Genomic DNA, 16,077 nt, shown 5'->3' with positions numbered 1-16,077 from the left:
GGTTGGCAGCGCATCGATGAGTGCCGCGAGACCGGCGTCGGCTGGTGGTGGTTGACGCCGCCGACGCGGGATCACGTGTCCTACAGGCACTTTCCAGGCGTATCAGGCCGGAGGAAGGGTCACGTCGTTCAAGGTGACCATGGACAGGTTGCGCTGCTTGATGATGTCGGCCATCTGGTTGTAGCACCGCATGACCGCGGGGTGGTTGGCGTGGCCGATGACGATCGCCTGCGGGTTGAAGTACTGGCCCGCCATCTTGACCAGGTATTCCGGCGTGATGATCGAGGAATCCGACAGCGAGCCGTACCACATCGTCGGCACCGTGTAGCCCTGGTCGGCGGCGACGCGGTCGACCGTGGCGTTGTGGTAGCCGTAGGGCGGGCGGTAGAACGGCGTGCCGTCGACGCCGAAGGTGTTGTGCAGGAACGTCTTCGTGCGGCTCAGCTGATCGGCGATCTCCGCGGCGGACAGCCGCGTCAGGGCCGGGTGGTTCCACGTGTGGTTGCCGAGTTGGATCTGCCCGGAATCGACCAGCGGGCGCAACGCATCCCGGTGCGTCGTCCAGGACGGGTAGGCGGCCGTGACGAAGAAGGTGAAGCGGGCGCCGGTGTCCTGGGCGAATTTGATGTACGCGCCCACGACGTCGGCATCGGCGCCGTCGTCGACGGTGAGGGCCAGGTTGGTACCCGTGCCCGGCAGCTTGGTGATGGTGCCCGGCTCCAGGCGCGTCTTCGGTCCCGTCGGCGGGAGCAGCGTCGTCAGCTCCGGCATGCGTGGCGATTGCCGCAGATTCGGCGGCGGCGCCGGAACCCCGCGCGGGACGCGAGTGGAAGGATCGGGGAGCGGGTCTGCGGCGGCGGCGCCGCCGGTCAGGGCGGCCACGGTGCCGGCGGCGAGCAGCGTCAGCCACGTCCGCCTACGCATTATCGGAGTCATGCTGTGGTGCTACTAACTGTGCAGGAAGGTCACTCGGGAACCCCTGCACCGTACCTTGCACGTGCGCCCGGCCGCAGCGCGTGCCGCCAAGTCTGCCCCGACTCGCCGTGCGGGATGGGCACTCGGCGCGAAAACGTCCTTGCGACAGGTATTTCGGACCTCAGCGTGCGATCGGCCGCAGCACGATCTCGGTCGGGTGGGCATCGCGCGGGGTCTCGACGGCGGTGCGCACCGCCCGCGCGACCGTCTCGGGGGTGAGAAATTCCCCGGGCCGGTACTCCCGGCCCTCCCCCGCGACGATGTCGCGCTGCATATCGGTGTCGATGCGCCCGGGATGCACGGAGGTCACCCGCAGGTCCGGCTCCTCGAGACGCAGCGCGTCGGCGAATGCCCGCAGGCCGAATTTGCTCGCGGCGTAGACTCCCCATCCGGCGTTCGCGCGCAACCCGGCACCCGAATTGATCAGCACCACATGCCCTTTGGCGGCGCGCAGCGCGGGCAGCAGCAGCCTGGTCAGCTCGGCGACCGCGATCAGATTCGCCTCCAAGGTATTTCGCCACTGTTGCACCGAAGATTCAGCGACCGTACCCAATTCGGCCACCCCCGCGTTGTGGACGAGCACGTCCAGGCGCTCGATCGGCGCCGCCGCGCGGGCGAGCGCGTCGTAGTCGGTCAGGTCGACGGGCCAGGGCCGCGCATCCGGCAGCCGCGTCAGGACATCGGTGAGCGCGTCGGCGGTGCGGGCACCGAGCAGCAGATCGTGCGTGGGCGCCAGCTCCCGGGCGATCGCCGCCCCGAGCCCCCGGCTCGCACCCGTGATCAGGGCTGTGGGCGTGGTCGTCTCGGCACCGGGCGCAGTCATGCGCTCACCCTAGTCACCCCGGAGTGCGTGATTCGTCCCACAGACCAGCGCAAATCGCCCTCGTCGTGGCAATCGACGCAGCAACGGCCGGCCGACGAATCGGATCTCGCGGCTCTCGCCGACGCGGTTCCAATGCAACAATTGATTCGTATGCACATGGGTAACTCGCCGGGTACCGGCCAGCTCGCGCGGAGACTTTCCTGTCGGCCGCCAACGGTCGCCGGGCACCGCACCCGAGTCCGGCCCGAATCGCGCAGCGGTGGGCGAGCACCCGAATCCGGCCTGACGATACGGAGAGGCGGATGAACCCCGGCTTCACTCCCACACAGCTGGCAGCCCGTGCCGCGTACCTGCTGCGCGGCAACGATCTGGGGGCGATGACCAGCGCCGCTCCCAAGCTGTATCCACACATGTGGAGCTGGGACGCGGCGTTCGTCGCCGTCGGTCTGGCGCCGCTGAGCGTGGAGCGTGCCGTGGTCGAGCTCGACACCCTGCTGTCGGCGCAGTGGAAGAACGGGATGATCCCGCACATCGTGTTCGCCAACGGCGTGGACGGCTACTTCCCGGGCCCCGCGCGCTGGGAGTGCCGCCGCCTGGCCGCGAACTCCCCCGACGGCCCGGATACCTCCGGCATCACCCAGCCGCCCGTCCACGCCATCGCGGTGCAGCGCATCCTGGACCATTCGCGCCGGCACGGCCGCAGCACCCGCGCGAGCGCCGAGGCATTCCTGGATCGCCGCTGGCCGGATCTGATGCGCTGGCATCGCTGGCTCGCCAACGCGCGCGACCCGAAACAGAACGGCCGCATCACGCTGTACCACGGCTGGGAATCGGGGATGGACAATTCGCCCCGCTGGGATCGCGCCTACGAGAACGTCGTGCCCGGCGAGCTGCCGCCCTACGAGCGCGCCGACATCGCGCTGGTGGACCCCGCACAGCGGCCCACCGATCGCGAATACGATCGCTACCTCTGGCTCGTCGAGCAGATGCGCCGATGTGGATACGACGATTTCCAACTGGCCTCGACCATGAGCTTCGCTGTGGAGGATGTGTTCGTCACCGCGATCTTCGCGCTGGCCTGCGACGTGCTGGCCGGGATCGGCGAGGACTACCGGCTGCCCCGCGCCGACGTGCGCGAGCTGTACGAATGGGCGGACTACTTCCGTGCCGGCGTGGTCGCCACCACCGATCCCCGCTCGGGCGCGGCCCGCGATTTCGACCTGCGCCTGGGCGAGTGGATCGAGACCGACACCCTGGCGATCTTCGCGCCGCTGCTGTGCGGCGGGCTGCCCCGCGACGCCGAGCGCAGCCTGCTGCGGACCTTCGAGGGCCCGCGGTTCTGCGGACACCCCGACCTGCGGTACGCGCTGCCGCCCTCTACCTCGCCGGTGTCGCGGGACTTCCGGCGGACCGAATACTGGCGTGGTCCGGTATGGCCGGTGATGAGCTGGCTGTTCTCCTGGGTGTTCGCCCGCCGCGGCTGGGCCGAACGGTCGCTCATGCTGCGGTCGGAGGGACTGCGCCAGGCCGCCGACGGCAGTTTCGCCGAGTACTACGACCCGTTCTCCGGGGAGCCGCTGGGCAGCATGCAGCAGTCCTGGACGGCGGCCTCGGTGCTCGACTGGCTCGGTTGAGACACGCCGGGCCGGGCGGATTCCCGATCATTCCCCTGAACAGCGCATCTGCGGCAATCATTCGCAATAGATCACAGCCGTGACTGTGGTCACAACTTCACCGCCCGCATACTCTCGTAACCATGTATCGACGCACTATCGCTGGCTCGAACGTTCGTCGCTCACTCTTGTCCATCGCGGCGCTGGCCGCAGTGGGCGTACTTTCAGCTACTGGCATGGCCGCGGCCGACGTCACCGGGCCGGACGTCTCGTCCTGGCAGCACGTGGACGGCCGGTTCATCAACTGGTTCGCCGTGCGCGGCTCGGGCCAGAGCTTCGCCATGCTCAAGGCCACCGAGGGCCTGGACTATGCGAACCCCTACTTCGTCCAGGACAGCCTGCTGATGCGCGCGGCCGGGGTGGCCCGCGGGACGTACCACTTCGCCCGGCCCGCGCTGCCGCCGGAACCGCAGGCCGCGTTCTACGCCGCGGCGGTGCTGGGCCAGAACGGACCGCTGGATCTGCCTCCGGTGCTCGATCTGGAGAATTCGGGCGGGCTGCCCCCGGCCGCGCTCATCGACTGGACCCACCGGTACCTCAACACCGTGCAGGCGCTCACCGGACGGGTGCCGATCGTCTACACCTATCCCCGCTTCTGGCGCACGGCCATGGCGAATTCGAATCAGTTCACCCGGTATCCGCTGTGGATCGCCGACTACAGCGGCCATCCACAGCCCGATGTCCCAGGCGGCTGGCCGACCTGGACGTTCTGGCAGACAACCGATTCCGCCAGGGTTCCCGGTATCGGCGGTGGCACCGATGTCAACGTCTACAGCGGCGCGCAGGGCGACTTCGTCAGGTACGCGCAGATCCCGTCGCTCGGCAGCAGCTGAGCGGAGCGCGCGGACGGGTCCGCACCCGGACAGGGTGCGGACCCCGCGGCGCCGGAGGCCGGCCCGCGGCGGTCAGTGCTCGTCGTAGTGGCCGTTGTGCGCGGCGTGCCGGTGGCCGTCGTGGATGTAGTCCACATGGTCGCCGTGCGGTACGCCGACGTGTCCACAGCCCTCGCCGTGCACGTGGTCGTGCGCGCCGTGCTCGGTATGACCGGCCGGTTCGCATTCGTCGAAGTGGCCGTCGTGCTCGCGGTGCAGATGCCCGTCGTGGACGAAGTCGACGTGGTCGCCGTGCGGAACCGAGACGTGCCCGCATCCCTCGCCGTGCACATGGTCGTGATCGCTGTGCGTCGCGTGTGCTGTAGTCATCGAACTGCCTTCCTTCCGCAGGGAGGATGGATACGATGCCGACGACAATACATCAACACATTCGCATTGATCCAGGTCAGACCGGGTGGCAGACGGTGGATACGACCCTGTTCACAACACCTGGGACAGGAACTGCCGCAGCCGGGGAGTCTGCGCGTCGTCGAAGATCTTTTCCGGAGCACCCGATTCGACGAGCTGTCCCTGATCCATGAACATGACGGCGTCGGAAACCGAACGGGCGAAACCCATTTCGTGGGTCACCACGATCATCGTCATACCGCCCGAGGCCAGATCCGACATCAGCGAGAGCACTCCCTTGACCAACTCCGGATCCAGCGCGGAGGTGGCCTCGTCGAAGAGCATCAGCTCGGGCTTCATCGCCAGCGCACGCGCGATCGCGACCCTCTGCTGCTGACCGCCGGAGAGGTTGGCGGGCCTGGTGTCCGCGCGCGCCGCGAGGCCGACGGTCTCGAGCTGTTCCAGAGCCACCGCGCGGGCCGCCTCCCGCGACAGTCCGCGCAGCTTGCGCGGCCCCAGCGCCACATTGTCCGCGACGCTCATGTGCGGGAACAAATTGAAGTGCTGGAACACCATGCCGATGCGCTGGCGCAGCCGGTCCGGATCCTCTTTCAGCACCGAGACGCCGTCGATCAGCACGTCGCCGGAATCGGGTTCGTGCAGCCGGTTCAGCACGCGCAGCAGAGTGGACTTGCCCGAACCCGAGGGCCCGATGACGGTGGTGGTCTTGCCGGCGTCGACGTGGATGTCGACACCGCGCAGCACTTTATTGCGCCCCAGCGTCAGATGCAGTCCGGTACCGGTGAGCGAGGAGCTGGTCCGAGTGGTTTCGGTCATGCTTCATGCCCTTCCGTGGCGGCGGCCGGTTCGATGGATTCGGTGGCCTTGTCGGCGCGGCCGGTGCGCAGCCGATGATCGATGTAGTTCACCAGATGTGTCAGCGGGATGGTCATCAGGAGGTAGACCAGGCCCGCGGCCACCAGCGGCGACAGATTGCCCGTCTGTGCGTTGAGATCCCGGCCCACCGCGAACAGCTCGCGCTGCGTGGACAGCAAGCCGAGGAAGTAGATCAGCGACGAGTCCTTGATCAGCACGATGAACTGATTCATCAACGCGGGCAGCACCCTTCGCACACCCTGGGGTATGACGACCAGCGTCATGGACTGGCCGTACCGGAACCCGAGCGCGCGGGCGGCCTCCATCTGCCCAGCCTCCACGGACTGGATGCCCGAGCGGAAGATCTCCCCGATGTAGGCCGAGGCCAGCAGCGCCAGCGCCACCGCACCGAGCCAGTACGGGTTGTTCCCCGTGACGCTCTTGACGATCGGGCCGATGCCCAGGCCGATGACCAGGATGGTCACCACCGCGGGCAGCCCGCGGAAGATATCGGTGTACACCCGCGCCGGCCACCGCAACCAGCGGGTCCGGGAAATCCCGGCCACCGCGAGCAACAGGCCCAGAATCGTGCCGAGCACACCCGAAACCAGCGCCAGGATCAGGGTATTCGGCAGGCCGGTCTTGAAAAGATCGGGAAAAGCCTTGCCGTACAGGGACCAGGTGAAGAAGGTGTCCCGCAGCTGCGCCAGGGTCGACTTGGGCGCCGCCTGCTTCACATGCGCGGACTGATGTTCGGCCGCGATCTTGTCGAAGTCGGGCACCTGCGGCATGGGCGCGGCCTTGGAGCCCGGCTTCCAGCCCGGCGGGAAGGGCCGCGGCTCCCACTGGGAGTAGATCTTGGCGTAGGTGCCGTCGGCGATCACCGCGTCCAGGCCGGCGTTCAGCGCATCGGTCAGCGGCTGATTGCCCTGGCGCACCGCATATCCGACGAAGTTGGCCAGGCTGAAGGTGTTCTGCACCACCGCGGCCGGATCGCCCGGCCGGATCGCCCCCGCGGCCTGCCCCGACGGCGCCACCCAGGCGTCGATCTGGCCGGTCTTCAGATTGGCGTACGCGGTATTGAAGTCCGGGAAGGTGACCGGGTCCAGGTGCAGCGTGTTGACCACGTACTCGTCCTGTACCGTGCCCTGCACCACGCCGATCCGGATGCCCGGGCGCAGATCCGAAAAGCCGTGCAGGGCACTGCCGCTCGGCACCACCAGGGAGAAGTAGCCGAAGTCGTAGCCGTTGGTGAAGTCCACCAGTTTGCGGCGCGCGTCGGTGGCGGTGATGCTCGCCGCGCCGACGTCGAAGCGTCGGTTCGCCACACCCGCCAGCAGGCCCGAGAATTCGGTGCCCGAGAACTGCACCTGCAGGTGGAGTTTCGCGCCGATCGCCTTCAGCAGCTCGTTGTCGATGCCGGTGAAGCCGCCCTGGGAGTTCACGCACACGCTGGGCGGGGCGTCCGACAGCGTGCCCACACTGAGCACTCCGGGAGTGACCAGCCCCAGCGCCGAGGTGTCGATCTGATCCAGCGGAACCGTCGTCGCGGTGGTGTACTGGTCGATCCCCGCGGTCGCGCCGGCCGCCAGATTCTTCGGTGCGGCGGAGGCGAAGTCCACGCCTGGCGGCGAGCACAGATTCCGGCTCGGCGTGGAATTGCCGCTGCCCCCACTCGAGCAGGCGGCCACGAACATCAGACTGACAAGCGATATCACCGCGAACAGCGCGCGGGACCGCGATACCGGCATACGGGCCATACCACAGGACAGTAAACCCGCCACGCGTCCGGTAGGCCCGCAATGGCTGGGAAGTATTGCGGCCCATCACGCTCCGCGCCCCTCGGTGACGACGGCCTGGTCGACCGGATCAATGGGATCGATCGCCTGCTCCGCGCGTCCGGTACGCAGGCGCCGGTCGATGTAGTTCACCAGATGCGTCAGGGGAATCGTCAGCAGCAGATACACCAACCCCGCGGCCACCAGCGGCGACAGATTACCGGTCTGCGCGTTCAGGTCCCGGCCCACGGCGAACAGCTCGCGCTGTGTGGACAGCAGACCCAGGAAGTAGATCAGCGACGAATCCTTGATCAACGCGATGAACTGATTCATCAACGCGGGCAACACCCTTCGCACACCCTGCGGAATCACCACCAGCGTCATCGACTGCCGGTATCCGAATCCGATGGCCCGGGCCGCCTCCAGCTGCCCCGCCTCCACGGACTGAATACCCGAGCGGAAGATCTCCCCGATGTACGCCGAGGCCAGCAGCGCCAGCGCCACCGCACCGAGCCAGTACGGATTGTTCCCGGTCAGCCCCTTGACCACCGGGCCGATGCCCAGGCCGATCAGCAGGATGATCACCACGGCGGGCAGCCCGCGGAAAATATCGGTGTACACCCGCGCCGGCCACCGCAGCCAGCGAGTGCGCGAAATACCCGCCACCGCCAGCACCATGCCCAGAATCGTGCCGAGCACACCCGAAACCAGCGCCAGGATCAGGGTATTCGGCAGGCCCGTCTTGAACAGATCGGGAAAAGCCTTGCGGTACAGGGACCAGTCGAAGAAGGTCTCGCGCAGCTGGGCCAGCGTCGACTTGGGCGCGGCCTGGGAGGCGCCGGTGCCCTTGTGCGCGGCGGCGATCGCGGCGAAGTCGGGCAGCTGCGGCATGGGCGCGGCCTTGGAGCCCGGCTTCCAGCCCGGCGGGAGCGTCCGCGGCTCCCAGTCGGAATACAGCTTGGCGTACGTGCCGTCGGCGATCACCGCGTCCAGCCCGGCATCGAGGGCGTCGATCAGCGGCTGATTGCCCTGGCGCACCGCCCAGGCGGTGACGTTGTCGAGGCTGAAGGTGTTCTGCACGATCGAGACCGCGTCACCGGGTTTGATCGTGCCGGTGGCCTGCGCCGAAGGCGCGACCCAGGCGTCGATCTGACCGGACTTCAGGCTGGCGTAGGTGGTGTTGTAGTCCGGGAACTTGACCGGATCGATGTGCAGCGTGTGCGAGACGTACTCGTCCTGCACCGAGCCCTGCACCACGCCGATGCGCAGCCCGGGATGCAGGTCCGAAAAGCCGTGCAGGGCACTGCCGTTCGGGACCACCAGGGAGAAATAGCCGAAGTCGTAGCCGTTGGTGAACGCGACCAGCTGCCGGCGGGCATCGGTGGTCGTGATGCTCGAGGAGCCGACGTCGAAGCGCCCGTTCGCGACCTGCGCCAGCAGGCCCGAAAATTCGGTACCCGAAAACTGCACCCGGAGATGGAGTTTCGCGCCGATCGCCTTCAGCAGCTCGTTGTCGAAGCCGGTGTAGGTCCCAGCGGAGTTCACGCAGATGCTCGGCGGCGCGTCCGAGAGCGTGCCGACGCTCAGGGTGCCCGGGGTCAGCAGCCCGAGCTTGGTCACATCGATCGAGTCCAGCGGCGGGGTCGTCGCCGTCGTGAAGCGGTCCACGCCCGCCGACGCCCCGGAGGCCAGATTGGTCGGGGCCGCCGAGGCCGACACCACACCCGGCGGCGAGCACAGGTCCCGGCTTGCCGGTGAATTGCTGTGATTGGAGCCACAGCCCGCCACGAGCAGCAATGGCGCGGCAAGAAGCATCGCGACCAGCGCGCGGTTTCGGAATCGGGGCAAACGGGCCATAGCGGCAAACATTAGCCCGGTCCTTCGCGTACGAGGGTGGCGCGGGCACGGATCGTCGAGCACGGCAGCCAATCATCCGGATCCGCGGCCCGGGCGGGAACACATGCGATCAGCGTGATTCGAGTTGTCGCGGCCTCGCGCACGCGGGAACCGGGCTCCGGCGGATTGCTACAGTTTCAGGCAGATGGACGATCAACCGGACGACGGGCGGGCCACACCCACCCGCAGAGACCTCGCCGCGATGCTCGCGCCGCTGGCCCAGGGCTTCGCGGCGGCCGAGCTGCCGATCCTGCGCGCCCACGACCTGACCATGTGGGCCTACGTCGTCCTGATCACGCTGGCAGACAACCCCATCCGCAGCCAGGCCCGCCTGGCCGCCGCGACCGGGGCGGACAAGACCCGCATCATCCCGATCCTGGACGACCTGCAGGCCCGCGGCCTGATCGATCGCTACCCCGACCCGGCCGACCGCCGCGTGCATCTGCTGGCGCTCACCGACGAGGGGCTGCGCCTGTGCCGCGCCGCACAGGCGCAGATCCAGCGGCACGAGGAGCAGGTGCTGGCCCGCATCGACCCCGCCGACCGCGCCGGACTCCTGCGCGCACTCGAGGCACTGACCGCCCTGCCGCCCGAGGAGATCACCGGCGAACACGAATCACCGACAACTTCGTAGACGAAGCGCCGCAATCACTCAGCCCGCGCGATGCGTCGCCAACGCAACCACCGACGAAGCGTCTCCGTCCGGCTGGGACTCGCCCGCGAAGCGATAGGCATGGCAAGTAGACCTGCAGGTTTTTCGGCGCGGCTCGTCGTTCGGGTGCCGCTGCGCATGGAACGAAGGAGCGAGCAGCGGTGCCCGAACGACGAGCCCATCCGGGGATGGTGAGCCGGCGGAGCTTGCGGGGCGGCGAGGTGGGTAGGTCCTGTGCGCCCAAAAACAGCCGGAGCGAAGCGGAGGCAGAAGATGCAGCTCAGGCGATACCCGCGACGGATTCCGGATTGAACTCGTCGCGCCAGCGGATCGCCTCCTCGACGACGCTCAGGTCGTAGTCGGGCCCGCCGGAACCGACGGTGAACATCGTCACGCCCGCGGCGACCAGCGCCGGTGCCGCCTCGACACCCGGCCAGTCCACCGACCGCTCGATGGCGGCGGGATCGGTGCCGGCAACCGCGCAGTGGTCGGCCAGGATCTTCGACTTGTGCTCGAGCACATCGAGTTTGGCGAAGGTGTGCCAGATGTCGGCGTACTCGGCGACCAGCCGCAGCGTCTTGCGCTCACCGCCGCCGCCGATCAGGATCGGAATGTCGCGCAGCGGTTGGGGATTGAGCTTGCCCAGCCGCGCGGTCAGGCGCTCCATGTATTCCTTCAGCAGCGCCAGACGCGTTCCGGGCGTACCGAATTCGTAGCCGTACTGGTCGTAGTCCTTCTGGAACCAGCCCGCGCCGATGCCCAGGATCAGGCGGCCGCCGGAGATGTGGTCGACGGTGCGGGCCATATCGGCGAGCAGGTCCGGGTTCCGGTATCCGCCGCCGCTGACCAGCGCGCCCAGCTGCACCCGCTCGGTCTGCTCGGCGATCGCGCCGAGCATGGTCCAGCACTCGAAGTGGGCGCCCTCGGGGTCGCCGTACAGCGGATAGAAATGATCCCAGTTGAAGACGACGTCCACACCCGCGTCCTCGGCGCGGCGCACGGCGTCGCGGATGAGGTCGTACCTGGGTGCGTGCTGTGGCTGGAGCTGAACGCCGATGCGAACTGGTCGAGTCATGGGTTGCTTCTCCTGGAGGATGGGCTATGGAGACTATCGGTGACCAACACCGAGGCTACCTCCGCTGCACGATCCCGACCTTTCACCTCACACACGCACCGTCCGACCAGTAGGATTCGAGCCTGCGGCACCGCCGCCACCACCCTCTACTCGGATCGTCCGGCACGTTCCTGCCGGTGAAGGGATGTTTTCTCATGGCCACGGTCACCTTCGACCACGCGACCCGCCTGTACCCGGGCGCCACCAAACCCGCCGTCGACGCGCTGAACCTGGAGATCGCCGACGGCGAATTCCTGGTCCTGGTCGGCCCGTCCGGCTGCGGCAAGTCGACCTCGCTGCGCATGCTCGCCGGGCTCGAGGATGTCGACGGCGGTCGCATCCTGATCGGCGAGAACGACGTCACCAATGCCGAACCCAAGCAGCGCGATATCGCGATGGTGTTCCAGAACTACGCGCTCTACCCGCACATGACCGTCGCGGAGAACATGGGTTTCGCGCTGAAGATGGCCAAGGTCGCCAAGGCGGAGAAGGAGAAGCGGGTGCTCGAGGCCGCGAAGCTCCTGGACCTGGAGCAGTATCTGGACCGCAAGCCCAAGGCGCTGTCCGGCGGTCAGCGCCAGCGCGTGGCGATGGGCCGCGCGATCGTGCGCCAGCCGCAGGTCTTCCTGATGGACGAGCCGCTGTCCAACCTGGACGCCAAGCTGCGCGTGCAGACCCGCACCCAGATCGCGCAGCTGCAGCGGCGCCTGGGCACCACCACCGTCTACGTCACGCACGACCAGGTCGAGGCGATGACCATGGGCGACCGGGTCGCGGTGCTCAAGGACGGCATCCTGCAGCAGTGCGCGACCCCGCGCGATCTGTACCGGAATCCGGCCAACCTGTTCGTCGCGGGATTCATGGGCTCGCCCGCGATGAACCTGTTCACGCTGCCCCTGAAGGACGGCACGGTCAGCATCGGCGGGCACGCGCTGCCGGTGCCGCGGTCGGTCTCCGACGCCGCCGACGGCACCGTCGTGGTCGGCATCCGGCCCGAGCACTTCGAATTCACCGGCGGCGACGCGGGCATCGCGATGGAGGTGGACGTGGTCGAGGAGCTGGGCTCGGACGCCTACGTCTACGGCCGTGCCGTCGGTGAAAACGGTTCGGGCACCGGCGAAAGCATCGTCGCGCGCGTCGACTGGCGCAATCCTCCCGCCAAGGGCGAGAAGCTCTCGCTCACCGCGGACGGGGAGCACATCTACTTCTTCGAGCCCTCGGACGGCAAGCGCCTCAACTGATTTCCTCTCCCGGCTGGGCCGGCCCCGTGCGGCCGGTCCGGCCGCGGCAATCCGGAACGAGCGCCCGCCGCAACGGCATACCGCGCCCGGGGAACCGGTGTCAGTCCCGCGGCCGCCGCCAGGTCTTGTTGAGGCGAATGCGCAGATCGTCCACGGGGACTTCGCGTCCCGCGGCACTGCGGATCTCCACCCGGACCGGGTCGTCGGTACCGTTCTCGACCCGCTCCAGCGGCGGGATGCCGTCCTGCAGGTACGCATCGCCCCACTGCCACAGCGCGAGGACCACCGGGAGCGCGTCCTGCCCCATCTCGGTCAGCACGTACTCGTTGCGAGTGCGTTTGCCCTCTTCCCGATAGGGCCGTTTGCGGAGCAGGCCGGCGGCGGTGAGCCTGCGCAGCGCGGCGGCCGCGGCGGCGTCGGTGATGCCGACACGCTCGGCGAATCCGTCGAAGCGCGTGGTGCCGTACATCGCCTCGCGCAGGATCAGGATCGCCGAGCGCGTGCCGACGACGTCGAGCGCCTTGACGATCGAGCAGTGATCGGGCTTCCACGAACGCAGATCGCGCAACGGACCTTCCAGCACAACGGGCATGACGCACATCATACAACTCTGACTTGTGGCGAGTATTGCCAGCTTCTAATCTGACTATAGAGGAAGTTAGTTAGGTCGCGGAGCAGCGGCCGACCGAAGGGAATCGCCATGAGAGACGCAGTGATCGTCGAGGCCGTGCGCACCCCGATCGGAAAGGGCAAGCCCACCGGCGGCCTGCATCAGGTGCATCCGGTGGACCTGCTGGCGCACAGCCTGCGCGAGGTGGTCGAGCGCAGCGGCATCGACCCGGTGCTGATCGACGATGTGATCGGCGGTGTCGTCACCCAGGTCGGCGAGCAGGCCGCCAACCTCACCCGCCGGGCCGCGCTGGCCGCCGGATATCCCGAATCGGTGCCCGCCACCACGGTCGACCGGCAGTGCGGCAGCAGCCAGCAGGCCATCGCCTTCGCCGCACAGGGCGTGATCGCCGGCGCGTACGACGTCGTGGTCGCCGCCGGACTGGAGTCGATGAGCCGGGTACCGATGGGCGCCAACCTGATCGGGGCGGACGACATCGGCGGCGTGGCGTTCGCCGAGCGCTATCCGGAAGGCCTGGTGCCACAGGGCATCAGCGCGGAACTGATCGCGGCGCGCTGGAACATCGGCCGTACGGCCATGGACGAATTCTCCCTGTCCAGCCACGAAAAGGCCGCGGCGGCAACGAAGAACGGATCCTTCGCGGCGGAACTCGCGCCGCTGGACGGACTCGCCACGGACGAGGGCATCCGCATCGGCAGCACGCTGGAGACGCTGGGCGCGCTGCGCCCGGCCTTCTACAGCCCCGAGTACGCCGCCCGCTTCCCGCAGATCGGCTGGAATGTGACCGCCGCCAACGCCAGTCAGATCAACGACGGCAGCGCCGCGGTGCTGATCATGACCGGCGAGCGGGCCGCACAACTGGGCCTGCGGCCGCTGGCGAGGCTGCACAGCTACTCCGTCGCCGGCGACGATCCGCTGCTGATGCTGACCGCCGTGATTCCCGCGACCCGTAAAGTGTTGCAGCGCAGCGGCCTGAGCCTGGCGGACATCGATCTGTTCGAGGTCAACGAGGCCTTCGCGTCGGTCGTGCTGGCCTGGGCCAAGGACACCGGCGCCGACCTGAGCAGGGTCAACGTCAACGGCGGCGCGATCGCCCTGGGCCATCCGCTGGGCGCCTCCGGAGCCCGCATCGCCACGACTCTGGTGCACGCCATGCAGGAGCGCGGCGCCCGCTACGGCCTGCAAACCATGTGCGAGGCCGGTGGACTGGCCAACGCCATGATCCTGGAACGCCTCTGAACGAGGTTATGGCCGCGGCAGGTCGGTAACCATCCGCACGGGTTGCTCGGTGACCCGTGCGATGGTTCGGTAATCCTTGTCGTCGGCGAGCACTATCAGGCCCTCCCGCTCCGCCGTTGCCGCGACCAGAAGGTCGACCGGCCCGGCGGAGCGGCGCTGCCCGTGGGCTGTCAGCATTTCTTGAACTTCGGCAGCGCGTTCATATGCCCGTTCCGCCATGGGCACCCAGCCGAACAACGTTCGCAGCAGCCGGAGCTTCTCGATTCGATCCGCGGCAGACCGGGCCGAGTACAGGAACTCCAACTCCACGGCCGGGCAGGTCGCGATTACTCCTGCGGTGATTTCCTCTGCCCACGCAGCTCGGAGCTTGTCCTGGAAAATCCGGAACAGGCCTGAGGTGTCGATCAGATAGAGGGCAGCCGTCACGTCCGGTAGGCCGCCTTGTTCCCGAGGAATTCGTCGAAGTCACCGGCATCGGCCATCTCGCCCAATCGCGCGAGGGCACGCAACCGTTCCAAACGCTGTCCGACCTCGCGCAACGCCGCGTTGACAGTGTCCTTTTTTGTTTTCGTGCCGAGTACCTCAGCAGCGGTTGCCAGCGCCTGCTCGTCGATTTCGATGGGTGTCTTCACCATAGCCATTGCAACACCTCCTCCATCGATGGTACCTCAGATATCTACTATCGACACCCTGGACATCCACGGTGTCAATCCTGCTCGGCCGGGTCCAGGCGGCGGCCCAACCGGGTAATTCCGTTGTACGCTGTCCGCCGTCGAATCCGCGACCCGATCGGATGATCACCGAGAACTGCTCTGGGACAAGGGAAACGGATTCCACCTCGCGCCCGGCCCGGCACGGTATTCCTCGCCTCCCCCGGCGCTGGTGCTCGTCGGCGACCTGCGGCAACCGGGAGCGGGTCCGCGCCCTCCGCGCGACGCGGGAACAGTAGCCGCGCCCGCCCGGATTAGGCTGGCCGGGTGAGCGCGCCGCTGGATCTCGAATCCGCCTTCGTCTACGCGATCCCCATGCGCACCCGCTTCCGCGGCATCACCGTGCGCGAGGGCATGCTGATCGAGGGACCGCTCGGCTGGGGTGAATTCTGCCCGTTTCCCGAGTACGACGACCGCGAGGCGGCCGGCTGGCTGGCCACCGCCTTCGAACAGGTCACCGTCGGATGGCCGGAACCCGTGCGCGATCGCATCCCGGTCAACTGCACGGTGCCGGCTGTCGATGCCGCGCGCGCCCACGCGATCGTCGCCGGATCGGGTTGCGGCACGGCAAAGGTCAAGGTGGCGGACCATCCGGAGTCGCTGAGCGAGGATCTGGCCCGGGTCGAGGCGGTGCGCGCCGCGCTCGGCCCCGGCGGCGCGGTGCGGATCGACGCCAACGCGGTGTGGGACGTCGATACCGCGGTCGCCAATATCGAGCGGATCGACCGCGCCGCAGGCGGTTTGGAGTACGTCGAACAACCCTGCCGCACCATCGAGGAACTCGCCGCCGTGCGCCGCCGGGTGCACGTCCGCATCGCCGCCGACGAATCCATTCGCCGCGCCGAGGATCCGCTGCGCGTCGCCGTCGCCGGGGCCGCGGATATCGCCGTCCTGAAATGCACACCCCTGGGCGGGGTCCGCCGCGCCCTGCGAGTGGCCGAGGCGGCGGGCCTGCCCTGCGTGGTCTCCTCCGCGCTCGAGACCAGCGTCGGCCTCGGCGCTCAGCTGGCCCTGGCCGGCGCCCTGCCCGAACTCGACTTCGCCTGCGGCCTGGGCACGGTGAACCTGTTCGAGGGCGATCTCGTCGGCGACTCGTCGCGCCCCGCTGACGGTCACCTTCCGGTCCCGCGCACCGCCCCGAAGCCGGATCCCGGACTGCTGCAACAGTTCCGGCATCCCGACCCGGAACGAGTCCGCTGGTGGCGCGAGCGTCTCGCCCGGGTGTGGGCACTGCTGGAGCGATAATCCG

At 68.2% G+C, this 16,077-nt stretch carries 17 protein-coding genes; 7 read left to right on the top strand and 10 right to left on the bottom strand.

What is annotated here, in order from left to right; translation table 11 throughout:
* Positions 1-102: 102 nt before the first annotated feature.
* Both ABH933_RS07900 and ABH933_RS07895 read right to left on the bottom strand, forming a co-directional pair.
* On the bottom strand, positions 103-924 hold the full coding sequence (locus tag ABH933_RS07900; protein ID WP_429418739.1) for a polysaccharide deacetylase family protein: 822 nt from the start codon (positions 922-924) through the stop codon (positions 103-105).
* Positions 925-1,096: 172 nt separating this feature from the next.
* Positions 1,097-1,798: an SDR family oxidoreductase gene (locus tag ABH933_RS07895; protein WP_429418737.1), complete on the bottom strand. Its 702-nt coding sequence runs from the start codon at positions 1,796-1,798 to the stop codon at positions 1,097-1,099.
* A 302-nt stretch (positions 1,799-2,100) separates the two neighbouring features.
* Between ABH933_RS07895 and ggh the strand changes: the two genes are divergently transcribed.
* Positions 2,101-3,432: a glucosylglycerate hydrolase gene (gene ggh, locus ABH933_RS07890; protein ID WP_429418735.1), complete on the top strand. Its 1,332-nt coding sequence runs from the start codon at positions 2,101-2,103 to the stop codon at positions 3,430-3,432.
* A 122-nt stretch (positions 3,433-3,554) separates the two neighbouring features.
* The gene (locus ABH933_RS07885) at positions 3,555-4,304 is read left to right on the top strand and encodes a glycoside hydrolase family 25 protein (RefSeq protein WP_429418733.1); all 750 of its coding nucleotides are present in this window, start codon (positions 3,555-3,557) and stop codon (positions 4,302-4,304) included.
* Positions 4,305-4,376: 72 nt separating this feature from the next.
* On the opposite strand, the gene ABH933_RS07880 is transcribed toward ABH933_RS07885, so the two are convergent.
* From ABH933_RS07880 to ABH933_RS07865, 4 genes are all read right to left on the bottom strand, one after another.
* Positions 4,377-4,673 carry a hypothetical protein gene (locus ABH933_RS07880; RefSeq protein WP_429418731.1) on the bottom strand — a complete coding sequence of 99 codons (297 nt, stop codon included), beginning with the start codon at positions 4,671-4,673 and terminating at the stop codon, positions 4,377-4,379.
* A gap of 111 nt (positions 4,674-4,784) precedes the next feature.
* Positions 4,785-5,528: an amino acid ABC transporter ATP-binding protein gene (locus ABH933_RS07875; RefSeq protein WP_429418729.1), complete on the bottom strand. Its 744-nt coding sequence runs from the start codon at positions 5,526-5,528 to the stop codon at positions 4,785-4,787.
* Positions 5,525-7,327, bottom strand: a complete 1,803-nt coding sequence (locus ABH933_RS07870; RefSeq protein WP_429418727.1) for an ABC transporter substrate-binding protein/permease — start codon at positions 7,325-7,327, stop codon at positions 5,525-5,527. The genes ABH933_RS07875 and ABH933_RS07870 overlap by 4 nt, the downstream gene beginning before the upstream one ends.
* 66 nt (positions 7,328-7,393) lie before the next feature.
* On the bottom strand, positions 7,394-9,202 hold the full coding sequence (locus tag ABH933_RS07865) for an ABC transporter substrate-binding protein/permease (protein ID WP_429418725.1): 1,809 nt from the start codon (positions 9,200-9,202) through the stop codon (positions 7,394-7,396).
* Between the two features lie 184 nt (positions 9,203-9,386).
* Between ABH933_RS07865 and ABH933_RS07860 the strand changes: the two genes are divergently transcribed.
* A complete protein-coding gene (locus ABH933_RS07860) occupies positions 9,387-9,875 on the top strand; it encodes a MarR family winged helix-turn-helix transcriptional regulator (protein ID WP_429418723.1) in 489 nt (162 codons plus the stop codon).
* Between the two features lie 298 nt (positions 9,876-10,173).
* Here ABH933_RS07860 and ABH933_RS07855 read toward each other — a convergent pair whose 3' ends face one another.
* Positions 10,174-10,968, bottom strand: a complete 795-nt coding sequence (locus ABH933_RS07855; protein ID WP_215922322.1) for an LLM class F420-dependent oxidoreductase — start codon at positions 10,966-10,968, stop codon at positions 10,174-10,176.
* Positions 10,969-11,162: 194 nt separating this feature from the next.
* Between ABH933_RS07855 and ABH933_RS07850 the strand changes: the two genes are divergently transcribed.
* Positions 11,163-12,248, top strand: coding sequence for an ABC transporter ATP-binding protein (locus ABH933_RS07850; protein ID WP_215922323.1), 1,086 nt, complete (start codon positions 11,163-11,165; stop codon positions 12,246-12,248).
* Between the two features lie 100 nt (positions 12,249-12,348).
* Here ABH933_RS07850 and ABH933_RS07845 read toward each other — a convergent pair whose 3' ends face one another.
* Positions 12,349-12,840: a winged helix-turn-helix transcriptional regulator gene (locus ABH933_RS07845; RefSeq protein WP_429418720.1), complete on the bottom strand. Its 492-nt coding sequence runs from the start codon at positions 12,838-12,840 to the stop codon at positions 12,349-12,351.
* A gap of 108 nt (positions 12,841-12,948) precedes the next feature.
* On the opposite strand from ABH933_RS07845, the gene ABH933_RS07840 reads away from it, so the two are divergent.
* The gene (locus ABH933_RS07840) at positions 12,949-14,118 is read left to right on the top strand and encodes a thiolase family protein (protein ID WP_429418718.1); all 1,170 of its coding nucleotides are present in this window, start codon (positions 12,949-12,951) and stop codon (positions 14,116-14,118) included.
* Between the two features lie 6 nt (positions 14,119-14,124).
* Here the strand turns inward: ABH933_RS07840 and ABH933_RS07835 are convergent, their stop codons facing one another.
* Together ABH933_RS07835 and ABH933_RS07830 are read right to left on the bottom strand one after the other, a co-directional pair.
* A complete protein-coding gene (locus ABH933_RS07835; RefSeq protein ID WP_429418716.1) occupies positions 14,125-14,544 on the bottom strand; it encodes a PIN domain nuclease in 420 nt (139 codons plus the stop codon).
* Positions 14,541-14,759: a type II toxin-antitoxin system VapB family antitoxin gene (locus ABH933_RS07830; RefSeq protein WP_245400203.1), complete on the bottom strand. Its 219-nt coding sequence runs from the start codon at positions 14,757-14,759 to the stop codon at positions 14,541-14,543. The genes ABH933_RS07835 and ABH933_RS07830 overlap by 4 nt, the downstream gene beginning before the upstream one ends.
* 152 nt (positions 14,760-14,911) lie before the next feature.
* Between ABH933_RS07830 and ABH933_RS07825 the strand changes: the two genes are divergently transcribed.
* Both ABH933_RS07825 and ABH933_RS07820 read left to right on the top strand, forming a co-directional pair.
* Positions 14,912-15,067, top strand: a complete 156-nt coding sequence (locus tag ABH933_RS07825) for a CGNR zinc finger domain-containing protein (RefSeq protein WP_429418714.1) — start codon at positions 14,912-14,914, stop codon at positions 15,065-15,067.
* Between the two features lie 28 nt (positions 15,068-15,095).
* Positions 15,096-16,073, top strand: a complete 978-nt coding sequence (locus ABH933_RS07820) for an o-succinylbenzoate synthase (protein ID WP_429418712.1) — start codon at positions 15,096-15,098, stop codon at positions 16,071-16,073.
* Positions 16,074-16,077 lie beyond the last annotated feature (4 nt).

Origin of the sequence: Nocardia sp. GP40 (assembly GCF_050434125.1) — a bacterium.
GTDB classification, from domain to species: Bacteria; Actinomycetota; Actinomycetes; order Mycobacteriales; family Mycobacteriaceae; genus Nocardia; species Nocardia albiluteola.
The sequence above is the reverse complement of the archived record's forward strand: the minus strand, read 5'-3'. Positions and strand labels throughout refer to the sequence as shown.

What these genes read in the sequence shown, in the direction of transcription:
- ABH933_RS07900 (WP_429418739.1), bottom strand. Translation starts at nt 924, where the DNA reads ATGCGTAGGCGGACGTGGCTGACGCTGCTCGCCGCCGGCACCGTGGCC.
- ABH933_RS07895 (WP_429418737.1), bottom strand. Translation starts at nt 1,798, where the DNA reads ATGACTGCGCCCGGTGCCGAGACGACCACGCCCACAGCCCTGATCACG.
- ggh (WP_429418735.1), top strand. Translation starts at nt 2,101, where the DNA reads ATGAACCCCGGCTTCACTCCCACACAGCTGGCAGCCCGTGCCGCGTAC.
- ABH933_RS07885 (WP_429418733.1), top strand. Translation starts at nt 3,555, where the DNA reads ATGTATCGACGCACTATCGCTGGCTCGAACGTTCGTCGCTCACTCTTG.
- ABH933_RS07880 (WP_429418731.1), bottom strand. Translation starts at nt 4,673, where the DNA reads ATGACTACAGCACACGCGACGCACAGCGATCACGACCATGTGCACGGC.
- ABH933_RS07875 (WP_429418729.1), bottom strand. Translation starts at nt 5,528, where the DNA reads ATGACCGAAACCACTCGGACCAGCTCCTCGCTCACCGGTACCGGACTG.
- ABH933_RS07870 (WP_429418727.1), bottom strand. Translation starts at nt 7,327, where the DNA reads ATGGCCCGTATGCCGGTATCGCGGTCCCGCGCGCTGTTCGCGGTGATA.
- ABH933_RS07865 (WP_429418725.1), bottom strand. Translation starts at nt 9,202, where the DNA reads ATGGCCCGTTTGCCCCGATTCCGAAACCGCGCGCTGGTCGCGATGCTT.
- ABH933_RS07860 (WP_429418723.1), top strand. Translation starts at nt 9,387, where the DNA reads ATGGACGATCAACCGGACGACGGGCGGGCCACACCCACCCGCAGAGAC.
- ABH933_RS07855 (WP_215922322.1), bottom strand. Translation starts at nt 10,968, where the DNA reads ATGACTCGACCAGTTCGCATCGGCGTTCAGCTCCAGCCACAGCACGCA.
- ABH933_RS07850 (WP_215922323.1), top strand. Translation starts at nt 11,163, where the DNA reads ATGGCCACGGTCACCTTCGACCACGCGACCCGCCTGTACCCGGGCGCC.
- ABH933_RS07845 (WP_429418720.1), bottom strand. Translation starts at nt 12,840, where the DNA reads ATGCCCGTTGTGCTGGAAGGTCCGTTGCGCGATCTGCGTTCGTGGAAG.
- ABH933_RS07840 (WP_429418718.1), top strand. Translation starts at nt 12,949, where the DNA reads ATGAGAGACGCAGTGATCGTCGAGGCCGTGCGCACCCCGATCGGAAAG.
- ABH933_RS07830 (WP_245400203.1), bottom strand. Translation starts at nt 14,759, where the DNA reads ATGGCTATGGTGAAGACACCCATCGAAATCGACGAGCAGGCGCTGGCA.
- ABH933_RS07825 (WP_429418714.1), top strand. Translation starts at nt 14,912, where the DNA reads ATGATCACCGAGAACTGCTCTGGGACAAGGGAAACGGATTCCACCTCG.